17 protein-coding genes are annotated in these 23,248 nt (G+C 48.4%); 10 read left to right on the forward strand and 7 right to left on the reverse strand.

Annotated features, from left to right (window positions below; translation table 11 throughout):
- Window positions 1–24: 24 nt before the first annotated feature.
- From hisS to der, 4 genes are all read left to right on the forward strand, one after another.
- Window positions 25–1,296, forward strand: a complete 1,272-nt coding sequence (gene hisS / locus ACXAGX_RS07040) for a histidine--tRNA ligase (protein ID WP_474824448.1) — start codon at window positions 25–27, stop codon at window positions 1,294–1,296.
- A gap of 47 nt (window positions 1,297–1,343) precedes the next feature.
- Window positions 1,344–1,964 (forward strand): YfgM family protein, encoded by a 621-nt coding sequence (locus tag ACXAGX_RS07045; protein ID WP_474824449.1) that lies wholly within the window; start codon window positions 1,344–1,346, stop codon window positions 1,962–1,964.
- Window positions 1,965–1,982: 18 nt separating this feature from the next.
- Complete coding sequence (gene bamB / locus ACXAGX_RS07050) at window positions 1,983–3,242, forward strand: outer membrane protein assembly factor BamB (RefSeq protein ID WP_474837422.1); 1,260 nt, start codon at window positions 1,983–1,985, stop codon at window positions 3,240–3,242.
- A gap of 133 nt (window positions 3,243–3,375) precedes the next feature.
- Entirely contained in the window at window positions 3,376–4,818 is a 1,443-nt protein-coding gene (gene der, locus ACXAGX_RS07055) for a ribosome biogenesis GTPase Der (RefSeq protein ID WP_070125719.1), read from the forward strand.
- Window position 4,819: 1 nt separating this feature from the next.
- Here der and ACXAGX_RS07060 read toward each other — a convergent pair whose 3' ends face one another.
- Together ACXAGX_RS07060 and xseA are read right to left on the reverse strand one after the other, a co-directional pair.
- Entirely contained in the window at window positions 4,820–5,923 is a 1,104-nt protein-coding gene (locus ACXAGX_RS07060; protein WP_474837424.1) for a hypothetical protein, read from the reverse strand.
- Window positions 5,924–5,986: 63 nt separating this feature from the next.
- Window positions 5,987–7,354 (reverse strand): exodeoxyribonuclease VII large subunit, encoded by a 1,368-nt coding sequence (gene xseA, locus ACXAGX_RS07065; RefSeq protein ID WP_474837425.1) that lies wholly within the window; start codon window positions 7,352–7,354, stop codon window positions 5,987–5,989.
- Window positions 7,355–7,457: 103 nt separating this feature from the next.
- Between xseA and guaB the strand changes: the two genes are divergently transcribed.
- Together guaB and guaA are read left to right on the forward strand one after the other, a co-directional pair.
- A complete protein-coding gene (guaB, locus tag ACXAGX_RS07070) occupies window positions 7,458–8,927 on the forward strand; it encodes an IMP dehydrogenase (RefSeq protein WP_474837427.1) in 1,470 nt (489 codons plus the stop codon).
- Window positions 8,928–8,999: 72 nt separating this feature from the next.
- Window positions 9,000–10,577: a glutamine-hydrolyzing GMP synthase gene (gene guaA / locus ACXAGX_RS07075; RefSeq protein ID WP_474824454.1), complete on the forward strand. Its 1,578-nt coding sequence runs from the start codon at window positions 9,000–9,002 to the stop codon at window positions 10,575–10,577.
- A gap of 145 nt (window positions 10,578–10,722) precedes the next feature.
- Here guaA and ACXAGX_RS07080 read toward each other — a convergent pair whose 3' ends face one another.
- Window positions 10,723–11,616 carry a dihydrodipicolinate synthase family protein gene (locus tag ACXAGX_RS07080; protein WP_474837429.1) on the reverse strand — a complete coding sequence of 298 codons (894 nt, stop codon included), beginning with the start codon at window positions 11,614–11,616 and terminating at the stop codon, window positions 10,723–10,725.
- A 264-nt stretch (window positions 11,617–11,880) separates the two neighbouring features.
- On the opposite strand from ACXAGX_RS07080, the gene ACXAGX_RS07085 reads away from it, so the two are divergent.
- The gene (locus tag ACXAGX_RS07085) at window positions 11,881–13,791 is read left to right on the forward strand and encodes an acyltransferase family protein (RefSeq protein ID WP_474837558.1); all 1,911 of its coding nucleotides are present in this window, start codon (window positions 11,881–11,883) and stop codon (window positions 13,789–13,791) included.
- Between the two features lie 120 nt (window positions 13,792–13,911).
- Here ACXAGX_RS07085 and ACXAGX_RS07090 read toward each other — a convergent pair whose 3' ends face one another.
- A complete protein-coding gene (locus tag ACXAGX_RS07090) occupies window positions 13,912–14,958 on the reverse strand; it encodes an NAD(P)-dependent alcohol dehydrogenase (RefSeq protein ID WP_474824460.1) in 1,047 nt (348 codons plus the stop codon).
- 228 nt (window positions 14,959–15,186) lie between these two features.
- Window positions 15,187–17,424 carry a catalase/peroxidase HPI gene (gene katG, locus ACXAGX_RS07095; RefSeq protein WP_474824462.1) on the reverse strand — a complete coding sequence of 746 codons (2,238 nt, stop codon included), beginning with the start codon at window positions 17,422–17,424 and terminating at the stop codon, window positions 15,187–15,189.
- Between the two features lie 255 nt (window positions 17,425–17,679).
- Between katG and ACXAGX_RS07100 the strand changes: the two genes are divergently transcribed.
- The 3 genes from ACXAGX_RS07100 to ACXAGX_RS07110 all read left to right on the forward strand — a co-directional run bounded on the left by ACXAGX_RS07100 (window position 17,680) and on the right by ACXAGX_RS07110 (window position 21,455).
- A complete protein-coding gene (locus ACXAGX_RS07100) occupies window positions 17,680–18,702 on the forward strand; it encodes a zinc-binding alcohol dehydrogenase family protein (RefSeq protein WP_474824464.1) in 1,023 nt (340 codons plus the stop codon).
- 172 nt (window positions 18,703–18,874) lie between these two features.
- A complete protein-coding gene (locus ACXAGX_RS07105) occupies window positions 18,875–20,497 on the forward strand; it encodes a methyl-accepting chemotaxis protein (protein ID WP_474824466.1) in 1,623 nt (540 codons plus the stop codon).
- A 43-nt stretch (window positions 20,498–20,540) separates the two neighbouring features.
- A complete protein-coding gene (locus ACXAGX_RS07110; protein WP_474837431.1) occupies window positions 20,541–21,455 on the forward strand; it encodes a histone deacetylase family protein in 915 nt (304 codons plus the stop codon).
- An 11-nt stretch (window positions 21,456–21,466) separates the two neighbouring features.
- Here the strand turns inward: ACXAGX_RS07110 and ACXAGX_RS07115 are convergent, their stop codons facing one another.
- Both ACXAGX_RS07115 and ACXAGX_RS07120 read right to left on the reverse strand, forming a co-directional pair.
- The gene (locus tag ACXAGX_RS07115; protein ID WP_474824471.1) at window positions 21,467–22,387 is read right to left on the reverse strand and encodes a phospholipase A; all 921 of its coding nucleotides are present in this window, start codon (window positions 22,385–22,387) and stop codon (window positions 21,467–21,469) included.
- A gap of 15 nt (window positions 22,388–22,402) precedes the next feature.
- Window positions 22,403–23,242, reverse strand: coding sequence for an MBL fold metallo-hydrolase (locus tag ACXAGX_RS07120; protein WP_474824473.1), 840 nt, complete (start codon window positions 23,240–23,242; stop codon window positions 22,403–22,405).
- Between the last annotated feature and the right edge of the window lie 6 nt (window positions 23,243–23,248).

Here is a 23,248-nt window from a genome sequence, read left to right on the forward strand (position 1 = left end):
CTATCAGTTTGATGAGAATTTCAGGTGGCTAAAACTATTCAGGCAATCCGTGGAATGAATGACTGCCTGCCAGAAGTGTCTGGTACATGGCAGCGAGTGGAATCCACCCTGCGCCAGGTTGTGGCGAACTACGGTTATCAGGAAATTCGTACCCCCATTGTGGAAAGTACGGATTTATTTAAGCGCTCTATCGGTGAAGTCACTGATATCGTTGAGAAAGAGATGTATACCTTCGAGGACAGAAACGGCGATAGCCTGACTCTGCGTCCAGAAGGCACCGCCAGCACCGTGCGTGCCGGTAATGAGCATGGCCTGCTGTACAACCAGCAGCAACGTTTATGGTACATGGGCCCCATGTTCCGCCATGAACGCCCGCAAAAAGGTCGCTATCGTCAATTTCACCAGTTCGGTGTTGAAACTTATGGTATCGACGGGCCAGACATCGACGTGGAAGTCATTTTACTCAGCGCGCGTATCTGGAAAGCATTTGGTATCAGCGATCAGGTTACGTTGCAAATTAACTCCCTGGGTTCAAATGAAGCACGCCAGAATTACCGCGATGCGCTGGTAGAATACCTGAAAGCCCGCGCTGACAAGCTCGACGAAGACTCCTTGCGTCGTATGGAAACCAATCCACTGCGTGTACTCGACAGCAAAAATCCTGATGTTCAAGCCGCCATTGCCGATGCGCCTTCGCTGCTGGATTACCTTGACGAAGAATCAAAAACACATTTTTCAAATTTATGTGAACGATTAACGCAAGCAGGTATCCAATACCAGGTTAATTCACGACTGGTACGTGGTTTAGACTACTACAACCGCACGGTTTTCGAGTGGGTCACAGAGAGTCTGGGCGCGCAGGGCACCGTATGTGCCGGTGGTCGTTATGATGGTCTGGTTGAACAATTGGGCGGCAAAGCGACGCCAGCGGTAGGCTTCGCCATGGGGATGGAGCGATTAGTATTGCTACTGACCACACTGCAAGCCACCGACGAAGATAATCGTGCCGCTGATGTGTATGTCACGTCTATGGGCGTTGAAGCTTATGCATTAACGGTAGCTGAACAGTTACGAGATAGCTGTCCTGAATTGCGCATAATGATGCATTGCGGCGGCGGTAACTTTAAGAAGCAGCTAAAACGTGCGGATAAAACCGGCGCAACCGTTGCCGTTCTGCTTGGCAGTGACGAAGCGGACAAACAATTGGCTACGGTAAAACCACTGCGTGGTGACGGCGAGCAAGAAACCGTTGCACTGTCAGCACTGGCCGAGAAGCTAGCCGGATTAGTGAATTAATCGCTGCATCAGACTGGCAGCAAAGAAGAATATTCAGAGGTTTAAACATGGAACAATTCGCCACAGAAGAACAACAAGTAGAAGCGATTAAAAAGTTTTGGAAAGATAACGGTGCAGCCATCGTTATCGGTGCTGTTATTGGTCTCGGCGGCCTGTGGGGCTGGCGTTATTACTCTGACACCCAGCGCGAATCGAAAGAGTTGGCATCTGCAGAATATCAGGCAGCTGTTGAAGCGATTCAAGCTGATGGTAATGACGATAAGCTGGTGAGCTTCATCGATAAAACGGACAGCACCGGCTATGCTGCCATTGCAGGTTTGGTTGCCGCTCAGCAGTCAGTGAGTGCTAACGAGCTTACCGCAGCGGCTGACACACTGACAAAAGTGAAGAATACCACCAGTGATAAACATCTCGCCGCTGTGGCGTCTTTACGTCTGGCTCGCATTCAACTCGAGCAGGACAATGCAGATGCCGCGCTGAGTACATTGAAAGATATTACGGACCCAGCGTTTGAAGGTGCAGTCAAAGAAGTCAAAGGTGACATTCTGGTTGCTCAGGAAAAATTTGATGATGCGCGTATGGCTTACTCAGAAGCGCTGGAAGCCAACAGTGGTAACATGCTGCTTGAAATGAAACTGGATAATCTGCCAGTTGCTGCCGCAAAATAAAAAACAGAGGTATCGGATTTGTTAACTAACACGTGTGGCCGTACTGGCCGAATTACACGGGCTACAGGCCTTGCGCTGTTGTTGTCAGTGTCGCTGTCGGGTTGTACGACTATTTCAGACTGGTTTGCCGACGAAGAAGAGTTGGAAATCCGTCGATTAGCGCCTCTTGATGCTGAATTTAAGCCTACGGTCAATTGGGAAACCGAAGTCGGGGATGGCGTTGATGGCTACTTTTCTCACTTACGACCGGTTTATGCCAACGATAAACTCTACATTGCAGACCGTCATGGTGTTGTTGCAGCGTTAGACCCTCAAAGCGGCGACAAAATCTGGGAAAAAGATTTTGCCGTGTTTAAAGACGAAGGATGGAAATCTTCCATCACTAATCTGTGGTCTTCAGGCGCTTCGGCAAAAATTGCAGGCTTGTCTGTGAGTGGTGAAAGCGTTTTTGTCGGTACCGAAGACGGCATCCTGATGTCACTGAATGCCGAAAGCGGAGAGTTGAACTGGTCGAAAAGTGTAGAAGGTGAGATCCTTGCTGCACCGGCATCGGGTGAAGGGCTTGTGGTGGTTAACACCGGTGCGGGTACCTTGTTTGCCTTTGATGCTGAGACCGGTGAATCGGCTTGGCAAAATGAATCCGATGTACCGCCGCTGACGTTGCGTGGTATTTCAACACCCGCAATCAGTAATGGCGGTGTTATTGTTGGGACACCTACCGGTAAAATACAGGTCAACATTATTGACTCAGGTATCGTAGCGTGGGAAACGCCGATCACAGCGCCAAGTGGTGCAACTGAACTTGAGCGAATTGTTGATGTTGATGCAGCTCCGTTACTTTACGGCGGTATTATTTACGCTATCTCGTATAACGGTACGCTTGCAGCAATTGAATTACGCTCTGGCCGGGTGATCTGGAAACGTGAATACGGCTCCTATCGCAATGTTTCGTTGGAAGAGAATGCCTTGTACGTGGTTGACAACAACTCTCACGTTTACGCATTAGACCGCCGAAACGGCGTTGAGATGTGGTCGCAAAGCGGTTTAAAACAGCGTGTGTTAACTGCCGCTGAGCCGATTGGCAACTACATCGTTGTAGGCGATAAGTGGGGTTATGTACACTGGATTAACAAGGAATCTGGTAAGATTGCTGCCCGCTATGACTTAGGCGGCGACGATGACGACGAGTCTGTATTTGCCGCGCCATTGCGTGTAGGTAATGCGATTATCGCCGTGACCCGCGAAGGTGATGTAGCGTCGTTAACAACGCCAGAATAACACCTGTTGTTTGTCGTTCGCCTTTAGCTGACGACAGCCTGTCTTTTAGGGTATAATCGCCCGATTCATTTCGCTGGCCGCATGATATGCGGCCAGTTTCGTTATTAAATTCGTTTATTTTAGGACTTCAAGCATGTTGCCTGTTGTTGCACTCGTGGGCCGCCCTAACGTGGGTAAATCCACTCTGTTTAACCGTTTAACCAATACGCGCGACGCCTTGGTTGCCGACTTTCCGGGATTGACCCGGGATCGCAAATACGGGCAGGCAACGTATGAACAAAAGCAATTCATCGTGGTGGATACCGGCGGTATTACCGGCGATGAAGAAGGTATTGATGCTGAAATGGCGCAGCAATCTTTGCGCGCCATCGACGAAGCTGACGTTGTGCTGTTTCTGGTGGATGCCAGAGCAGGGCTACTGCCTGCGGATATCGGTATTGCTGAACATTTACGTAAAGTAAATAAGAAGCTGTTTCTGGTGGCGAACAAAGTTGATGGTATCGACGGTGACAGTGAAAGTGCAGACTTTTACACACTGGGGCTCGGTAACGTTCACCAGATTGCTGCCGCGCATGGTCGTGGTGTTACCCAATTGCTGGAAGAGGCCTTGTTACCACTGGCTGAAGACTTTCCTGATATGCAGGTAAAGCCGAAGGTTGAGCAGGAAGAGCTAGACGCAGAAGAACAGCTTGAGCGCTTAAAGAACCTGCCCATCAAGCTGGCGATTGTAGGTAAACCTAATGTGGGTAAATCTACGTTAACTAACCGCATTCTCGGTGAAGAGCGGGTCGTGGTGTATGACTTGCCGGGCACCACCCGTGATAGCGTATTCATTCCGCTGGAACGTGATGACCGCGAATATATCCTTATCGATACTGCGGGTGTGCGCCGACGCAAACGTGTGGCAGACGCGGTTGAAAAATTCTCCATCGTGAAAACCCTGCAAGCCATTGAAGAAGCCAACGTGGTGTTGATGGTGATTGATGCTCGTGAAGGTTTGGCCGATCAGGATTTAAGTTTGTTGGGCTATGTGCTGAACTCAGGCCGTTCTCTGGTGGTAGCGGTAAACAAATGGGATGGTCTTACAACTGACATTAAAGACGAGATCAAGCGCGAGCTAGATCGCCGTCTCGGGTTCATTGATTTTGCCCGTCTGCATTTTATTTCAGCCCTGCACGGTTCTGGGGTGGGGAATTTGTTTGAATCCGTGGTTGAGGCATACGACAGTGCAACACAGCGCGTAGGCACGGCCATGCTGACGCAAATCATGGAAATGGCGCAGGCTGAACACCAGCCGCCTATGGTTCGTGGACGCCGGGTGAAAATGAAATATGCCCATGCTGGTGGTTACAACCCGCCTGTCATCGTTATTCACGGGAACCAATTGAACGATCTGCCTGGTTCGTACAAACGCTATTTGATGAACTACTACCGCAAATCGTTAAAAATAATGGGTACACCAATCAAAATTGAATTCCGTGAAGGGGCCAACCCGTTTGAAGGGAAGAAGAACCAACTTACGCTGGCACAGCAGCGTAAGCGTAAACGTTTAATGGCGTTTCACAAGAAGAAGTAAGTTACTCTGAGGCCATCCGTCGGATGGCCTTCATCAATTCAGATTCTCCTGGTACCTCGATGGAGGGTAATGCCACGGCGATTAATTCATCGGCAACCCGTGGCGGAAAGGTCGTTGCCAGCGTAACGAGTTTATCCTTCATTTCAAAAACGTACGTGGTTGCGAAAATGGGCTCAGATTGCTCACTTTCAGCATGTACAGCCATTCGATACCCTTTAAATTGAGTGTCGCCTGTATCAACGGTAAAGGCTTCAGGCAGCGAGTCAGTCACCAGTTGTAAGCCCTGAACTGTAGCAATTTGCCTGGCTTCTTGTAGATTGAGTTCCAGTGCGGTCGTTAGGCGTGTTTCAACTGGCACGGAAAGATCCACCATTACCGGGCTTACGGTGATATCAATCAGCGCATCTTCATATTCTGGGTGACTGTAACGGGTAATCACACCTTTAAAAGGATCGGGATAATATTGACTGTCTTCCAGTACAAATGCACCAATTTGTTCGGGCAAAGTAAGCGCACTGCGATAATCACTGGCGCCTAATGCGGCAAACAGGTATTCGGCTGAGAATACACGTTTTTTAATGGCAGCAAGCCACCAGGTTTCGAGTACCTCTTGCGTTAATGTTGCATCTGACTCATCTGACAAAGCCAGAGTACGAAACTGCTGACTGTCTATCTCCACACCGCGCCACTGCACCGTAATCTCGCTAAAGTAGTAAGGAACCACATCTGCAGGCCAAAGGCCGCCAAACGCACTGTGCAGCGTTAACGCGTTCTGTTTCGGTGCCGGCCCCTCCGCAGATAACGAGGCTATGAGTAACTCATAATCAGCGTTATCTGAATCGGTCAGTACTTCATCGAACCAGTTTTTTTCAGTGAGGATCTGCGCAAATTGACTGCCGCTGAGGGCATCTTCTTTGCAATTTTTCTGTGTATCCAGCGCTTCGCATTCAGCGACTAATTTCGATGAAGCATAAGTGGAAAACAGGGATATGGGGGCAGCCACATGGTATTGCGGTAGAAAGGTGGCTGGTTTTTCCGGAGTAACCGGTACCTGCTGACATCCTGCCAGTACACCAAGAACGAGCAGACCAGATAACCTTTTCAATGAACGACCTGTGAGAATGATAGGAAAAGTGGGGCATTAGTTTGTCCTAAGCCCCTGAAATCCTCAAGACTCTTTTGCAGTATCTGTACTAATTGACAATACTTTACTGGTGACTTCACCGCGCGCGAGCCGCGTCGTTATTACGTCGTTATCATGTAGACTTGCCGCATCCAGCACAGGTTTGTCTTCTTTGAAAGTAATACTGTAGCCCCGTGTTAGTGTTTGCAGAGGGCTTACAGAATGCAGCAGTTGCCCCGAAGCCTGTAGTGAGCGCGCTTTATTTTCTAACAGGCGATGCATCGATTTGCCTAACGATGCGGTGAGTTGTTGATGTTTATCTGCAAGGCGCGCCACCCGTGATGCGGGATTAACTCTGTCTAACCGGCGCAACAACTGATTGAGCCGATTCGCGCGTTGCGCCATTTGTGTGTTCATTGCATGATTCAAGGCTATCTGCGAGCGGTCTAGCATTTGATACTGATTCTGCAAACGTCGCTCAGGATGCACTGCTTTCAGGCGCTGCTGAAGCACGGCCAATTGATGCTGTTGATATCTGAACTGCTGTTGCCAGGCACGGTCAAGAGCAGATGCTTTTTGTTGTACAAACGCCAGACGCTCGCTTTGATCCCGGCTTAACAGCTCGGCGCCTGCAGACGGGGTAGGGGCGCGCACGTCTGCCACGAAGTCGGCAATGGTCACATCGACTTCGTGCCCCACCGCACTGACTACCGGCACCGGCGATGCAGAAATACAATGGGCCAGGGCTTCATCATTAAAGCACCAGAGATCTTCCAGCGAACCGCCACCACGGGTGAGCAGAATGACATCGACCTCATCGCGATGGTATGCGGTTTCCAGCGCATGGATAATTTGCGCGGGGGCCTGCTCGCCTTGCACCAGCGTGGGATAAACGATAACTTCTGTAGCCGGGCTACGGCGCTTTAATACCGTGAGCACATCGTGCAAGGCAGCACCGGCTGAAGAAGTGACCACACCAATTTTATTAATTACCTGGGGAACAGGGCGTTTGGCATCGGCGTCGAACAGGCCGTCGCGCTGTAATTTCAATTTCAGGGCTTCAAAGGCTTGTTTTAGCGCGCCGTCACCGTCAGCTTCAAGATGTTCAATAACCAGTTGATAGTCGCCACGTGGCTCATACAAACCTACAGAAGCGCGAACCAACACTTTGTCACCTTCCTTCGGACGCTGTTTTACATAGCGGTTCGAGCCCTTGAACATGGCTGCTCGCACTTGCGCTTTATTATCTTTGAGGGTGAAATACCAATGCCCAGACGATGCCGCAACAAAATTGGAGATTTCCGCAGACAGCCAAATAAGGCCAATTTCGCCTTCCAGCACCGTTCTGGCAAGCCTGTTCAGCTTGGTGACAGTGAGAATTTGACGTGATGTAGAAGGGGAATTAAACAGCATAAATAAAAAATCATCAGGTTTAGGACAAATAGAGTTTACCTGATTTAGAAAAAACACTACAATTGCGCCGCAATTAACTCTCCACTTATTCAGGTGTTATTGCATGCTCAGAATCATTCAAGAAGCTCTTACTTTTGATGATGTATTGCTGGTACCAGGACATTCTTCTGTCCTCCCTCACACAGCAAATCTCCATACCAAACTGACTCGCGGTGTGTCGCTGAATATCCCTATGGTGTCTGCGTCAATGGATACTGTAACGGAAGCGCGTCTGGCGATAGCCCTTGCCCAGGAAGGCGGCATTGGCTTTATTCACAAAAACATGGAGCCAGCCGAGCAGGCAAATCACGTTCGTGAAGTAAAGAAATACGAAAGCGGTGTGGTGTCTGACCCGGTAACTGTTGCGCAGACTACGGCTATCGGTGAAGTGCTGGCGATGAGCAAAGAGCTGGGCTACTCCGGTTTCCCTGTCACTGATAAAGACAACAATCTGATTGGTATTGTTACTGGCCGTGATATGCGTTTCCAGAACCGTCTTGATCTTCCTGTCAGCCAGGTGATGACACCAAAAGATAAGCTGGTCACGGTAAAAGAAGGTGCAGACTCTAAAGAAGTACTGGATCTGATGCATGCGAACCGCATCGAAAAAATCCTCGTGGTCGACGACGCGTTCAAACTGACCGGCCTTATTACCGTAAAAGATTTCCAGAAAGCGGAAAGCAAACCAAATGCCTGTAAAGACTCACTGGGTCGTTTGCGTGTTGGTGCTGCTGTTGGCGTAGGCGCGGGTACTGACGAACGTATCGCTGCGCTGGTTGAGGCGGGCGTTGACGTGCTGCTTATCGACACTTCTCATGGCCACTCTCAGGGCGTAATTGATCAGGTTGCCCGTATTCGTGGTGCGTATCCTGACTTACAGATTATTGCTGGTAACGTAGCGACTGCGGCAGGTGCAAAAGCACTGGCGGACGCTGGCGTTGACGGCGTCAAAGTGGGTATTGGTCCGGGTTCAATCTGTACAACCCGCATTGTTACCGGCTGTGGTGTTCCTCAGATTACGGCTATTTCAGATGCGGTTGACGCACTTGAAGGCACTGGTATTCCGGTTATCGCTGACGGCGGTATCCGTTTCTCCGGCGACATTGCTAAAGCCCTGGCGGCAGGTGCAAGCTGCGTCATGGTAGGCAGCATGCTGGCCGGTACCGAAGAAGCGCCGGGTGAAGTTGAACTGTACCAGGGGCGTTACTACAAATCTTACCGTGGTATGGGCTCATTAGGTGCGATGAATCAGCGTCATGGCTCATCTGACCGTTACTTCCAGGCTTCAGACAATGCTGAGAAGCTGGTACCGGAAGGTATCGAAGGCCGTGTTGCTTACAAGGGCCCGATTGCAACTATCATCCATCAGCAAATGGGCGGCCTGCGCTCAGCGATGGGTCTGACCGGCTGTGAAGACATCCCTACACTGAACACCAAAGCACAGTTTGTGCGGGTAACGTCAGCCGGTATGGGCGAGTCTCACGTACACGATGTGAGCATCACCAAAGAAGCGCCAAACTACCGTTTGGGCTAATCGCCGCTAAACTAGTATTTTGTCAGGCTGGTATTTCTACCAGCCTTTCTGTTTTATTTAACGGGTAAAAACATGACCACCAATATTCATAGCCAGCGCATACTTATTCTGGACTTCGGTTCCCAGTACACGCAACTGATTGCACGTCGCGTACGTGAAATCGGTGTTTACTGTGAGCTGTGGGCCTGGGACGTGACCGAAGAGCAAATTCGCGGATTCAACCCTGACGGTATTATTCTGTCCGGCGGTCCGGAGTCGGTCACTGAACTTAATTCTCCCCGCGCTCCTGAATACGTATTTGAAGCCGGTGTACCGGTGCTTGGCGTATGTTACGGCATGCAGACCATGGCGGAACAGTTGGGCGGCAGCGTTCAGGGTTCTAATAAACGTGAATTCGGCTATGCGCAGGTTGAGGTATTAAAAGCGACTGATCTGCTGGCACAGATTGAAGACCACATCGGTGAAAACGGCAATGCGCTGCTGGACGTATGGATGAGCCACGGTGACAAAGTGGCGACGATTCCGGAAGGGTTCGAAACCATTGCACAGACACCTTCATGTCCTCATGCTGCTATGTATAACGAAGAAAAGCGTTTCTACGGTGTACAATTTCACCCGGAAGTCACCCATACCCGCCAGGGCCTGCGTCTGTTGAAACAGTTCGTAATGGATATCTGTGGCTGTGAGAAGCTGTGGACGCCTGGCGCTATTATCGAAGACGCCATCGAGCGCATTAAAGAGAAAGTGGGTGACGACGAAGTGATCCTCGGCCTGTCAGGCGGTGTGGATTCTTCTGTGGTTGCCATGCTTATCCATCGCGCAATCGGTGACAAACTGACCTGTGTATTCGTAGACAATGGTCTGCTGCGCCTGAACGAAGGTCAGCAGGTTATGGATATGTTCGGCGACCACTTCGGTCTGAACATCATTAAAGTGGATGCTGAAGATCGCTTCCTGGCGAGACTGGCGGACGAAGCCGATCCTGAGAAGAAGCGTAAAATCATCGGTAACGAGTTTGTTGCCGTGTTCGATGAAGAAGCGTCTAAGCTTACCAACGCGAAATGGCTGGCGCAGGGCACCATTTACCCTGACGTCATTGAGTCTGCGGGTTCTGCTACCGGTAAAGCTCACGTTATCAAATCCCACCACAACGTGGGCGGCCTACCAGAAGACATGAAGATGGGTCTGGTAGAGCCATTACGCGAGCTGTTTAAAGACGAAGTACGCAAGATTGGTCTTGAACTGGGTCTGCCTTACGACATGCTGTATCGTCACCCGTTCCCTGGCCCTGGTCTGGGCGTGCGTGTGCTGGGCGAAATCAAGAAAGAATACTGTGACCTGCTGCGTCGCGCCGATGCGATCTTCATTGAAGAACTGCATAACGCCGACCTTTACCACAAAGTCAGTCAGGCATTCACCGTATTCCTGCCGGTACGTTCTGTTGGCGTAATGGGTGATGCTCGTAAATACGACTGGGTTGTATCGCTGCGTGCGGTTGAAACCATCGACTTCATGACTGCACACTGGGCGCATCTGCCATATGATTTCTTAGGTAAGGTGTCTAACCGTATCATCAACGAAATCGACGGCATTTCCCGCGTGGTTTACGATATCTCCGGTAAGCCGCCTGCTACGATTGAGTGGGAATAATTTACCCTCGAATAAGTACTACACTAATAGGGTTTACACATTTAAAGTCCGCGTAACTGCGGACTTTTTGTTTTTGCCATAGAGTTGTTTGTCATGATTGTTAAACCGCTAACAACGAGCCTAAATGACACTCATCACAATAGGGCTAGGCTAAGCCCAAGTTATCAAGTAAGGCTGCTAGCGCTATTCTTTCCTCTGCAGCTAATGCGTCCAGAGGTCTTGGTAAACAGGGAGAATCAGCCAAGCTTTGGATTTCAGCTGCTGTAGCCACCACTCGAAGGCTGCCTCCATGGCGAGCGAAGAGATCCCACATTGGCGTTAAGTGCTGCGATAGGCGTAAAGCTTCTTGGGGAGCCTTATTCAAAGCCGCCGTTGTAATGGATTGGGCAATTTCTGGGTACAGGCCGCCAATGACGGAATACCAAACTTCACAGCCCGCATTTAATCCGTGGGCAGCACAAGCATCACCACTTACACCAATAGACACATGGTCAGGAATCAGCGCGCGGAGGCGGTCGACCCGTTCCACTGCAGCTTGAGGATCTTTAGGCACGCCAGGAATTTTTATCGACCTTACGTGAGGTAACTGCGCGATACGTCCGTGAAGCTCATCACTGAAAGTAAAGTGGGTTGTACCCGGATTGTCATACACGCAAAGCGGCACAGAGAGTGTAGCAGTGACCGCCTCGTATAATTTAAAGACTTCATTTTCTGTCAATGGTTGGTAAGACATGGGCGCTAAAAGTACTGCGCTTGCACCTACCGCCTGAGCATCTTGGGCATTAACAAGCACATCTCTTAAATTTAAGGCGCTAATACCCACCATAACCGGGGTCGTATTGGCGTGTTGAACTGCAATTTCAGCGACTCTTTTTCGCTCTTCTCTCGACAGGTAAGCGTAATTGCCCGTTGAACCGAGTACGCCGATAGCATTTACCTTGGCTTCAACTAACCGCTTGAGAAGACCAATAAAGGCACGCTCATCGACTTCATCATTCTTCAAAGGGGTTAATGGAAACGCAGCCAGCCCAGAGAACATAAATTTTACCTTTTTAAATAACAGTCCATCGTTGGATATATATCATAGGCGTTATTAGGATGTACAAACAAGCCGGTTGATGGGTGCCTTTGCAACTCTCAAGATAGAGATGAACTATTACTGGCAATAGTTGAATGTATTCGCCCTTGGTTTGTAGTGGTATATTCAAAACTGTCGGCCAGTATAATACAGTGTCGTTGAAGAAATTTTTACGAGTCAATTAACTCAAGCAGTAAGGAAATAAGTTTGAAGTACCGCCCTGAAGTGGACGGCCTCAGAGCGCTGGCTGTTATACCTGTGATACTTTTTCACGCCGGATTCAGTCTGTTCTCGGGAGGTTTCGTAGGCGTTGATATATTTTTCGTTATCAGCGGCTATCTGATCACTACGATTCTGATAGAAGAACTCGATAACGACAAATTCAGCATCGTGAATTTTTACGAGCGCAGGGCGCGAAGGATATTGCCTGCACTTTCATTGATTATGTTGTTGTGTATCCCCGTGGCATGGATGACGATGTCTCCGGAAAATCACAAAGAATTTCTCAACAGTTTAGTGGCTGTTAGCCTTTTTTGTTCTAACATCTTGTTTTGGATGGAGAGTGGTTATTTCGAGGCGGCTTCAGAAGAGAAACCGCTGCTACACACATGGAGTCTTGCTGTAGAAGAGCAGTATTATTTGTTATTTCCTGTTTTTCTCTTTATTTTCTGGCGTCTCGGTAAAAATAGGGTACTTATCTTAATCGCGCTGATGACAGCATGTAGTTTGCTTCTGACCGAGTGGGGATGGCGTAATAACAGCACGATGAATTTCTTTCTTGCGCCTTTTCGGGCATGGGAGTTATTTGCTGGCTCAATGGTGGCATTTTTCATCGTCAGTAAAGGCGTGCAAAAAAATAACCTCCTGGGCATTATTGGGTTGCTCATGGTGCTGTACGCCAATTTTAGTTTTGACAAGTTCACGCCTTTCCCGAGTTTCTACGCGTTGTTTCCAGTGGTTGGAACATCATTAATTATTTTATATTCCGGACCTGGGACGCTGGTAAATCGTCTGCTAAGTCTTAACATTTTCGTATGGATTGGCCTGATCAGCTATTCAGCTTATCTATGGCATCAACCGATATTTGCTTTTGCGCGGATCCTGTCTCCTGAAAGCTTTAGCACCGTTCAAATGCTGGTTTTAATTACTGTGTCTTTAGTGCTTGCCTGGTTTAGCTGGCGATATGTAGAAGGGCCATTTAGGCGCAGAGAAAATATTGGTCGCAAGGGAATCTTTGTTTTTTCCGGTTGTGTAATGGCGTTTTTCATCTGCTACGGAAGTATAGCTTCCCACTTCGCGCCTGCACTGCAAACCGGGAAATACAATAGCCTTGAAAATTTCTCATTGAGCGCTGACAGTAAGGACAACCGCGAGTTACGCGAAATTTCGTGGGAATACATAAAGAGTCGGGATGAAGGAGAGTTATGGTTTGACGATAGCGCTGGTCAGAAAGTGTTAATTATCGGTAATTCTCATTCCAAAGATGTCTTTAATGCACTCTCTGCTTCGGCTTACGCTGAGTCAGAATATCAGTTTGCCCGAAAGGCTATCCGCAAGTTTGAAGTTGATGATGTGATTGAGGAGTTATTGCTAACACCGAATTTTAAAGAGGCAGATATTGTGATGATCGCGTCTCGTTATCACGCAGAAGATGTCGAGCCATTACAAGCGCTCTTATCATTCATTCTCGAAGCTGGAAAGCAGCCGGTAGTACTTACCAATATCCACGAGTTTCCTGAATACTGGACGAGGAAATGGACACTGGCAGAATTCATTGGCTACACATTACGACGAGAGTCGCCAAACGTATCTAATGAGGAGCTAGCCGCAACAATTAATCGGGCCTATTTTAACGCTGTCTCTGAGCATCATTTGGCTGAGCGAATTGATTTCAGTGGCAATGTTAATGAAATTAATCGTACTTTGGCACAATTGCCCATTGAGGTGCCCGGTGTTATCGTATTAAACAGAATGGATTACATCTGCGACACTGAAAGCCAGTACTGTGATGCGGTGGGGCCCGACCTTGAAAAGTACTTTTATGATTACGGCCATAACACGCTGGCTGGAGCCAAAAAGTTTGCTGAAAATATTGATAGGGTGCAGTGGCTATCACCACTGAGAGAGCAACAGTAAAGCTGCATTTGCTTTATTCGCATCCGCAAGTTAAAAAATAGCCAGTCAGTAAAAGTACTGACTGGCTATTTTATTTTATGCTTTATTTAGATACTTGGCGCGATTTAATCGCGTAGTTAATTATACGCTCAGACTAGCCATATCAATAACATAACGGTGCGCAACGTCGCCCTTTGCCAGGCTGGCAAACGCGTCATTTACTTCATCAGCTTTAATCATCTTACATTCAGGATGAATGTCGTGCTCAGCACAGAAATCCAGTACTTCCTGAGTTTCCTTGATACCGCCAATCAGTGAGCCTGCTACGCGGCGTCGCCCCATCACTAACGGCACAGTCATAAAATCTTCCATAGGGCCAACCTGGCCGACAATCGCCAATGTGCCGTCGATATCGAGAAGTGGCATGTAAACATCTACGTCATGTTTAACCGGAACAGTGTCGATAATTAAATCAAAGGAAGATCCTGCTTGCTTCATCGCATTTTCATCGGTAGAAGCTAATATTCCCTTTGCCCCTAACGCTTTAGCTGTCTCTTCTTTTGAGTTGGAACGGCTAAGTACAGTGACTTCTGCACCCATGGCAACGGCTAATTTAACGGCCATGTGACCTAAACCACCCAGACCGATGACGCCTACGCGGCTGCCTGCTTTTACGCCCCAGGTGCGCAGAGGAGAAAACGTAGTGATACCCGCACAAAGGATGGGGGCCGTGCGCGCTAAATCCAATGATTCAGGCACCCGTAAAACGAATTCTTCACGAACTACAATGTGTTTTGAGTAACCGCCTTGGGTAATTTCACCATTGATGCGGTCTGGTGCGCCGTAAGTGGGAGTCATACCGTTACGGCAATATTGCTCTTCGCCATGATCACATTGATCACATGACTGACAGCTGTCTACCATACAGCCAACCGCCACGTGCTGGCCTACTTCATAATTTTTTACGTCAGCGCCTACTTCTATAACTTTACCGACGATTTCGTGTCCGGGTACCAGAGGATAAGGCTGATCGCCCCAGTCGCCGTTCACAGTGTGAAGATCTGAGTGGCAAACGCCGCTATAAATAATTTCGATGGCCACGTCATTGTTGCGCAGGTTCCGTCTTTCAAAGTGATAAGGAACCATATGGGCGTCTGAAGAGTGAGCCGCATAACCAATTGTTTTCATAACTATAGCCTCATTTGTCGTTACATGCTCAGGCATATCCTGATGCTAAAATTTTAAAGAAAACCACTGCAATTGTGCATGCCTGATGCTCTTTAATGATTGCCTGATTGTGTAGTTTGTTGGAGATACTACGCAATGTGTTGCTGACAAGTTCAGTCAGCATCGAAGGGAAATGAAAATGCCCCCTAAACAGGGGGCATGGTTTTACGAGGTATAAGAGGGGAGGAATTAGCCGCGTTTTAAGTCAAAACGATCGTTGCGCATAACCTTTACCCAGGCATCAACGAAGTCATTTACGAACTTTTTCTTCACATCGGCTGAACCGTAAACTTCGGCAATTGCACGCAGTTCAGTATTAGAACCAAAAATCAGGTCAACCGGTGTGGCTGTCCATTTTTGTTTACCGGTTTCACGGTCAACACCTTTGTAAAGTGCAACGTTATCCGTTTTTTCCCACTTAGTGGACATGTCCAGCAGGTTAACGAAGAAATCGTTGCTTAACTGACCAGGCTTCGTTGTTAACACACCGTGCGTTGAACCATCAGCGTTAGCACCGATAGTACGCATACCACCTAACAGAACCGTCATTTCCGGTACAGTCAGACCCAACATGTCAGCCTTATCCACCATCATCACCGTGGGTGCAGCTGTGTTGCCTTCGGCGTAGTAGTTACGGAACGCATCAGCCTTAGGCTCCAGCACAGAGAAAGACTCAACATCAGTCATTTCCTGGGTAGTATCCATACGGCCCGGTGCGAATGGTACAGTGACTTTAACACCTGCATCTGCTGCAGCTTTTTCGATACCAGCAGCACCCGCCAGAACAATCATATCGGCCAGAGATACTTTGGTTTTACCCGATTTTTTATTGAACTTAGTCTGGATAGATTCCAGTTTGCCCAATACTTTCTGCACTTCTGCAGGGTTATTGACAGCCCAGTCCTTCTGAGGAGCAAGCGCAATACGTGCTCCGTTTACACCTCCACGCATATCAGTATCACGGTAGCTTGCTGCAGCTGCCCAGGCTACGCGAACCAGTTCCTGAACTGATAAGCCAGTATCAAGAATGGACTTCTTCAGCTGGTTAGCCTGCTTCTCTGAGATCAGTTTGTGGTTCACTTCTGGAATAGGATCCTGCCAGATCAAGTCTTCCTTAGGTACTTCATCACCCAGATAGCGAGCACGTGGTCCCATGTCTCTGTGGTTCAGTTTGAACCACGCTTTACCGAATGCCAGTTCAAATTCTTCAGGGTTCTGCTGGAAGCGCTTAGCTATCTTTCTGAACTCAGGATCTTCTTTCAATGCGATATCGGTAGTAAACATCATCGGAGGATTACGCTTACCTTCAATGTGTGCATCCGGAACCAGCTTGTCAGCCGAAGGTGAAGTTGGTTTCCATTGAATTGCACCGGCAGGGCTCTTTGTTTGTTCCCACTCAAAGCCAAACAGGTTATTCAGATAGTTCATCGTCCACTGGGTTGGTGTGACGGTCCACGCACCTTCAAGACCACTTGTCATGGTATCTTCAGCGTTACCTTTACCACAGCTGTTTTTCCAGCCCAGACCTTGTTGTTCAATCGCTGCTGCTGCAGGCTCCTCACCCAGACACTCTGGTTTTTTCGCGCCGTGGGCTTTACCGAAGGTGTGACCACCAGCAATAAGTGCAACGATTTCTTCGTCGTTCATCGCCATGCGACCAAATGCAAGACGGATATCGTGGGCAGCGGCGATAGGATCAGGCTTACCATGAGGGCCTACTGGGTTTACGTAAATTAGACCCATTTCAGTGGCCGCAAGTGAACCTTTCAGGCTACCTTTCTCGTCACGACGCTGGTCGGTCAGCATTTCTTCTTCCGGACCCCAATAAACATTATCAGGTTCCCAGTCGTCAGTGCGTCCACCAGCAAAGCCGTAGGTTTTGAAGCCCATGTCTTCCAGAGCAACGTTGCCAGCAAGCGCCATCAGATCGCCCCAGGAAATACTGCGGCCATACTTTTGTTTTACTGGCCAGACTAGACGGCGTGCTTTATCCAGGCTGGCATTGTCGGGCCAGCTGTTCAATGGATCGAAGCGTTGTTGACCACCAACAGAACCACCACGGCCATCAATTGTGCGGTAAGTACCTGCGGCGTGCCACGCCATACGAATAAAGAACGGTCCGTAGTGCCCCCAGTCAGCTGGCCACCAGGGTTGAGAATCAGTTAAAACAACGCGTAAATCTTCTTTTACTGCGTCCAGATCCAGGTTTTCAAACGCTTCTGCGTAATTGAAATCATCACCATATGGATTTGATTCCACGCTGTGCGCACGCAATTGTGAAAGATTAAGTTGGTCAGGCCACCAGAATTTATTGCCTTTGGGGGCTTCGCCCACCACTTTTGCATTTTGCTCCATAGTGGCAGAGTGCGCAGTAGGCGATAACGCCATAGCGATTGCTGCAACAACAGGTAAAAGTTTCATTTTCATGTGTATGTCCTTTAAACAGTTATTAATAGTGCTTAACCAGTACAACTATGATTGAGTTTTCTGATGGCGGAAAATTAGATTTAGCGATTAACGTAATCTGTTTTTACAACTTGCTAGTTAACATTTCATTAACTTAGTTTAGTCGGTTATCGTGGGTATCGTTAACTGCAGCGTTTTTGATCTGGCAAAGGCACGAGACGTAACGGTAAGGTAACCAATATCTGCAACCTGAATTTAAACGCTAAGGAACGAATCATGCGCGCATATGGCTATAAACAAGCTACAGAAACATTGACAGAGAATGCGTTTCAGGCGGTCAATATCGCTAAACCTGTTCCGGCAGGACGGGATTTGTTGGTAAAAATTGAGGCCGTGTCGGTAAATCCGGTAGATACAAAAATTCGTCGCACGGTATCCGCGTCTGCCGAAGAGATAAAAGTGCTTGGGTGGGATGCGGTGGGTACCGTTGTAGAAACAGGCAAAGACACGCAGTTATTTAAGGCAGGCGACCGCGTGTTTTATGCAGGTGATATTTCTCGCCCTGGCACCAATGCGGAGTATCAACTTGTCGACGAGCGCATTGTCGGTAAAGCCCCGGTAAATTTGAATGATTGTGAAGCTGCAGCCATGCCGCTGACATCCATCACGGCTTACGAACTGCTATTCGATCGTTTACAGGTTGCCAAGGGAACCGACAGTAAAGGGCAAGTGTTATTAATCACAGGGGCTGCAGGCGGTGTGGGCTCGATTCTTATTCAGTTGGCCAGAAAGCTTACGTCTCTTACCATTGTTGCCACAGCATCTCGTGACGAAACGCAGGCGTGGGTGAAAAAGATGGGCGCCCATCACGTTATCGACCATAGCAAAGATCTTTCGCCACAATACCAGGCGCTGGGGCTAGATGGCGTAGATTTTGTCGCCAGTCTTACTCACACGCAGGTACACATTGCAGCGCTGGTGGATTTGATGAAGCCACAAAGCCGCTTTGGACTGATTGATGATCCGGGGGCTCTTGAAGTGGGCTTGTTAAAACGTAAGAGCATTTCGTTACACTGGGAATTTATGTACACGCGGCCGTTGTTCAATACTCAAGATGTGTTGCGTCAGCATGAGATCCTTAATGAAGTCAGTTCCCTGCTCGACAAGGGTGAGTTAACTACGACGTTTAATACCCATCTTGGACCCGTGAATGCGCAAAATTTGGTTGAGGCACATCGTATTTTGGAGAGTGGTTCTGCCATTGGTAAAATTGTTCTGGCGCCTTTCGAAGCTGAGTAGTTACCATGTTCCGTGCCGGCGCAACACGACTGCGCCGGTCATTTATACTTGATGCCCTCGTCTCATACTTAATACGCTAACGGTTTCCGTACTCTGTCACATCTCTGTCATATTTCTGTCTTCTAATACTAAAGTCTATACCACACTCTAAATCTTGTATTATTAGGTTCCCATGTTGAAATACGCCAGTATCAGCCGACTGGTCATGACGCCCGTTATGGCCGCACTCATTATTCTCGTCTTGTTAAACGTCGCTTCGTTATATAAGTCCTTCGCGGTGCTTAATCAGTTCGACGAAATGGAAAACAGTCTGGTGCAATCTGAGCGCGATGTGACTGCCATTCTCAACACCTTCAAAACGCAGGTGCAAGAATGGAAAAACACGCTGCTTCGTGGCTATGATGACGAGAGCCGGAAAAAATACTGGAAGCGTTTTCAGCAGCGTGAACAGGAAGTGCAGAGCGGGTTTAAGTTACTCCTCAACAATACGTCTATTAATCCGTCGACAAAAACCAATATTCGCGCGTTTCTGGTTGCACATGACAAAATGGCGGCCAAATATCGCGAAGGGTATCAGGCATTTGTCGATGCCGGCTTTAATGCAAAGGTGGGGGATGCCTATGTAAAAGGTATCGACCGGGAGCCAGCTCAATTACTGGAAACGGTGGCCAAGGACATTGCGAATCAATCTTTTGATGCCTTTGCGTCTATGCGCACGGATACCCGTCGCACGTTGTGGATTATCCTTTTCGCTGCACTCGCATTGTCGGCGTTAACAGCCGTGTATGTGATTAATCGCCTGCGTAATCAGCTTATTAAACCGATTAAAAATATTGCAGGGTTCATCTCTGGCCTGGCGCACAGTCGTTATGATAATGCACTTAATTATGAGAGCGATCATGAACTCGGTGTACTGGCCAATTCAGCCCGTGCGCTTCAGGAGAAATTAAAAACGTCGGTGCATGAACTTCGCCAGGCGGAGTCTCAAGTGGGCATTGCTGTAGCAACATTACGGGATGTCAGTGCCGCCATTCTTAACGGCGCAGAAGATCAACACCACAATAGTCAGTCACTGAATACCAGTACCGAAAAGCTCGGAGAAATTGTACAGAGTCTAGTGGCCATTACCGACCAGGTGGCGGTGGCGACGAAGCAGTCGGAAGACAACGTGGGAGAGTGTTTCACAACATTCAGTAAGGCAAACGAAGGCTTTAGCCAATTAGCCAGAACCGTTAACGAGTCCAGTGATATTGTTGATGCCCTGCAATCGAGAAGTAACAATATTCTTAAAGTCGTGAATGTGATTAATGAAATTGCTGATCAGACAAACCTGCTGGCATTGAATGCGGCCATTGAAGCTGCCCGTGCAGGTGAGCATGGTAGAGGCTTCGCGGTTGTTGCCGACGAGGTGCGCGCACTAGCTGCAAAAACGCAGCAATCTACCCGTGAAATTAATGACATTTTATCAAGTTTTGAGTCGGAAGCCCGCGGTGCGGTGACCGCAATGCAAGCTGGAAAATCACTGGCAGATATCAACGCGAAAGAAGCCTCAGTTGCATTAGAAACGCTGCATCTGGTTGTGCAAAGCATAAAAGAAACTGCCAGTGTGGTTGATGCGCTAAATGCGGCAGCCGATGAACAAGAAGTTGTGCTTGGTAGAGTGGAAGAGGTCATTAATTCATCCATTTCCTCGTCGGAGCGCTACCATGAGTTGTCCCGTCGCAACGATATTTCCGACGCTGTACGAGAAATGGAGACCAATGTGCAGCGAGTCGTTTCATCGCTCACCAGCTAAGTATTATACTTTTCCCGGTTATCTCGTGATAAGGTAACCGGGTATGCACAATCAATCGTTACCACCACTCGTTTTTCATCCCATATATAGCCAGCTTGATTTGCCTGTGCGGCATCGCTTTCCCATAGAGAAGTATCAGGGTATTTTCGATGCGCTGACAGCAAAGGGCGTCCCTGCAGAGTACTTTACTCAGCCAAAACCCATATTGCGAGAGAGCCTTAAAGCGCATTATTTGCCAGATTATATTGATGCGCTATGCGATGGTAATCTGGACCCAAAAGCGATGCGGCGCATTGGCTTTCCCTGGTCACAGCAGCTTATCCAGCGCTCACTCACAGCGGTGGGCGGCACCTGTCGCACTGCGGAACTGGCAATAGAGCAGGGTATTGCACTGAATCTTACCGGAGGCTATCACCACGCCTTCGACGATTTTGGTTCGGGCTTTTGTCTTTTTAATGACTTGTATCTTGCGGCCCGGCAAACGCTTCAACGAAGGGATATCGATTCTGTCATGATTTTTGATTGTGATGTGCATCAGGGCGACGGTACGGCGAAACTGGCGGAAAACGACCGCGATATTTTTACTGTGTCTATTCACGGTGAGAAAAACTTTCCCCATCGAAAGCAAGTCTCAGATATTGATATGGGACTAGAAAAAGGTGCTGGCGACGACACGTATTTAAACGTACTGGATGAAACCTTACACCTGGCTTTTCGTCAGTGTTCGCCGGATTTCGTGATTTATGATGCCGGCGTAGATATCCACATTGATGACGATTTAGGTTTGTTGCATGTGACAACCGAAGGTGTTTATGCCCGTGACTGTATGGTGCTGGACACTTGTCGGCGACAGAACATTCCGGTGGCGTGCGTAATTGGCGGTGGTTACCAGCGTGACATTGCAGCATTGGTGGAGGTACACCTGCAACTTTACCGGGCTGCAGGTGTGATTGCCTGAATCAGGCTTGCTTATAAAAAGGTAAGCTGAAAGCCAAGGCCAATGCGCTCCTGGCTGCGGTTATAGTCGATAAGCGAGTCACCATAGCCGTTGAAATACTGCAGTAGAATTTCATAGCGGTCTGAAAGCGGGTAAGTTAAATCAACCTGAATACTGCCGCGGTTATGGCCAAAATTAAGGTTATTTCTTAGCAGTGCGAGCAATTTCAAATTACCAAAACGGGTTCCGTAACCAAATTCTGCTCGGCCGTAATAATCACTGATGTCCGGGTTATCGTCGCCTGCGGGATCAAATTCATCTTCCTTGGTGTCTTCAGGAATGCGATACCAGGCTTTCAGGTAATACAGATCATCGTAGTCACTGAACAACACCGACGCGTACAAACGGTTCCAGCTTCTAGAACGCTCACCACTTTGGCCGTTAGACATGTGATTAAAGCCAAACTGCAGCGCATTAAAGTCGTAGCCAAGAATATTGATAGTGGCTTCACGTTGATAAAAAATTTCAGGCTGATAATTGGTTTCGCGAAAAGGCTTGGAAACTTCGCTGTTATACACCTGCCAGAAAGAAGTCACGGTAAAACCAAGATACATGCCGTCCGCCGTATCCTCCTGCAGATACAAAGGCAGCTTTACACTAAGCTGAAATTTAGCTTCTTTGCTATCGACGTTTTCTGGTGTCAAATCCTGATTCCCTGCAGAATTCGGATTGGTGACGTAGGTGATAGGGAGAATATAATTCTGGCGGTGTTGGGTAATCGCGAAGTAATTATCCAAGGCTCTGTGGTCAGCTTCAAACCGCGAGCTTAAAATGCCCGGCGCTTTTTTCTGTGCATCAGAATTGGATTGTTCGGTTTCGCTTTCCTGCGCAAAAACGGTAGTGGCAGACAAATATGCAATACAAAGCGCGGCAGTAAAAACGCGTGCTTTCATCAGCAATTTCCTTTTTTAAAGTTTCAGCGTTTGTCCTTCAAAAGCGGCAAACAATTCCAGTTCCGATTCTGCAATGGCAATATAATCTTTGCAGTGCTCTACAACTTTATCGATGTCATCATCGGTACGGTCAGGATCGTGGCTATACAGCGCAATCCGTTTCGCATTCGACCCCATGGCGAGCTTAACCGCTTCTTCTGCGACTGAGTGTCCCCAACCGGATTTTGCCGGCATGTCTGAGAGCATGTATTGGGCATCGTGCACAATCACCTCAGCATCGCGGGTGAATTCTACAAACGTTAAAAAGTCGGTTTCTTTCTTATATGGGGGATACAATTCGTTGTCGGTCATGTAAACGAATTTCTTACCATTTTCGGTAATTGCGTAGGCGCTGCCTCTTCCCGGGTGATTCATCGGCAGTCGTGAGATGTGCGCACTACCAATACGCCAGCTGGTGGTGCTGTCTGGTAGCGGGGTAACGGTTATTTTCGACTTCAGTGCGCTGGCCGGAACCGGGAAAACCGACCCCTGCATTTGCTGCAGGATCTGGTCGTATTCTGGAAGGCTGGTAAGGCCGGGCGTAATATTGATTTCCCGATCTTCTTGGTAAATGGGCGTGAAGAATGGAAAGCCTTGAATATGGTCCCAATGATTATGGGAAAGCAGAAGATGAATGGGCGTGTTCTTTTGAATTAATTGGTTGCCTAAGCGACGGATACCGGTACCGGCGTCAAGAATGATATCGGTACCATCGTCTAGCTCGACATGCACGCAAGCTGTGTTTCCGCCGTAGCGCACGTATTCAGGACCTGGCGTAGGAATTGACCCTCTAACACCATAAAAGGTTATCTGCATGCGTTC

The organism is Alteromonas sp. ABV4_515, from assembly GCF_056160345.1.

What these genes read in the sequence shown, in the direction of transcription:
- guaA (WP_474824454.1), top strand. Translation starts at nt 9,000, where the DNA reads ATGACCACCAATATTCATAGCCAGCGCATACTTATTCTGGACTTCGGT.
- ACXAGX_RS07080 (WP_474837429.1), bottom strand. Translation starts at nt 11,616, where the DNA reads ATGTTCTCTGGGCTGGCTGCGTTTCCATTAACCCCTTTGAAGAATGAT.
- ACXAGX_RS07115 (WP_474824471.1), bottom strand. Translation starts at nt 22,387, where the DNA reads ATGAAAGCACGCGTTTTTACTGCCGCGCTTTGTATTGCATATTTGTCT.
- xseA (WP_474837425.1), bottom strand. Translation starts at nt 7,354, where the DNA reads ATGCTGTTTAATTCCCCTTCTACATCACGTCAAATTCTCACTGTCACC.
- ACXAGX_RS07045 (WP_474824449.1), top strand. Translation starts at nt 1,344, where the DNA reads ATGGAACAATTCGCCACAGAAGAACAACAAGTAGAAGCGATTAAAAAG.
- ACXAGX_RS07120 (WP_474824473.1), bottom strand. Translation starts at nt 23,242, where the DNA reads ATGCAGATAACCTTTTATGGTGTTAGAGGGTCAATTCCTACGCCAGGT.
- ACXAGX_RS07105 (WP_474824466.1), top strand. Translation starts at nt 18,875, where the DNA reads ATGTTGAAATACGCCAGTATCAGCCGACTGGTCATGACGCCCGTTATG.
- ACXAGX_RS07100 (WP_474824464.1), top strand. Translation starts at nt 17,680, where the DNA reads ATGCGCGCATATGGCTATAAACAAGCTACAGAAACATTGACAGAGAAT.
- ACXAGX_RS07110 (WP_474837431.1), top strand. Translation starts at nt 20,541, where the DNA reads ATGCACAATCAATCGTTACCACCACTCGTTTTTCATCCCATATATAGC.
- der (WP_070125719.1), top strand. Translation starts at nt 3,376, where the DNA reads ATGTTGCCTGTTGTTGCACTCGTGGGCCGCCCTAACGTGGGTAAATCC.
- katG (WP_474824462.1), bottom strand. Translation starts at nt 17,424, where the DNA reads ATGAAAATGAAACTTTTACCTGTTGTTGCAGCAATCGCTATGGCGTTA.
- ACXAGX_RS07090 (WP_474824460.1), bottom strand. Translation starts at nt 14,958, where the DNA reads ATGAAAACAATTGGTTATGCGGCTCACTCTTCAGACGCCCATATGGTT.
- guaB (WP_474837427.1), top strand. Translation starts at nt 7,458, where the DNA reads ATGCTCAGAATCATTCAAGAAGCTCTTACTTTTGATGATGTATTGCTG.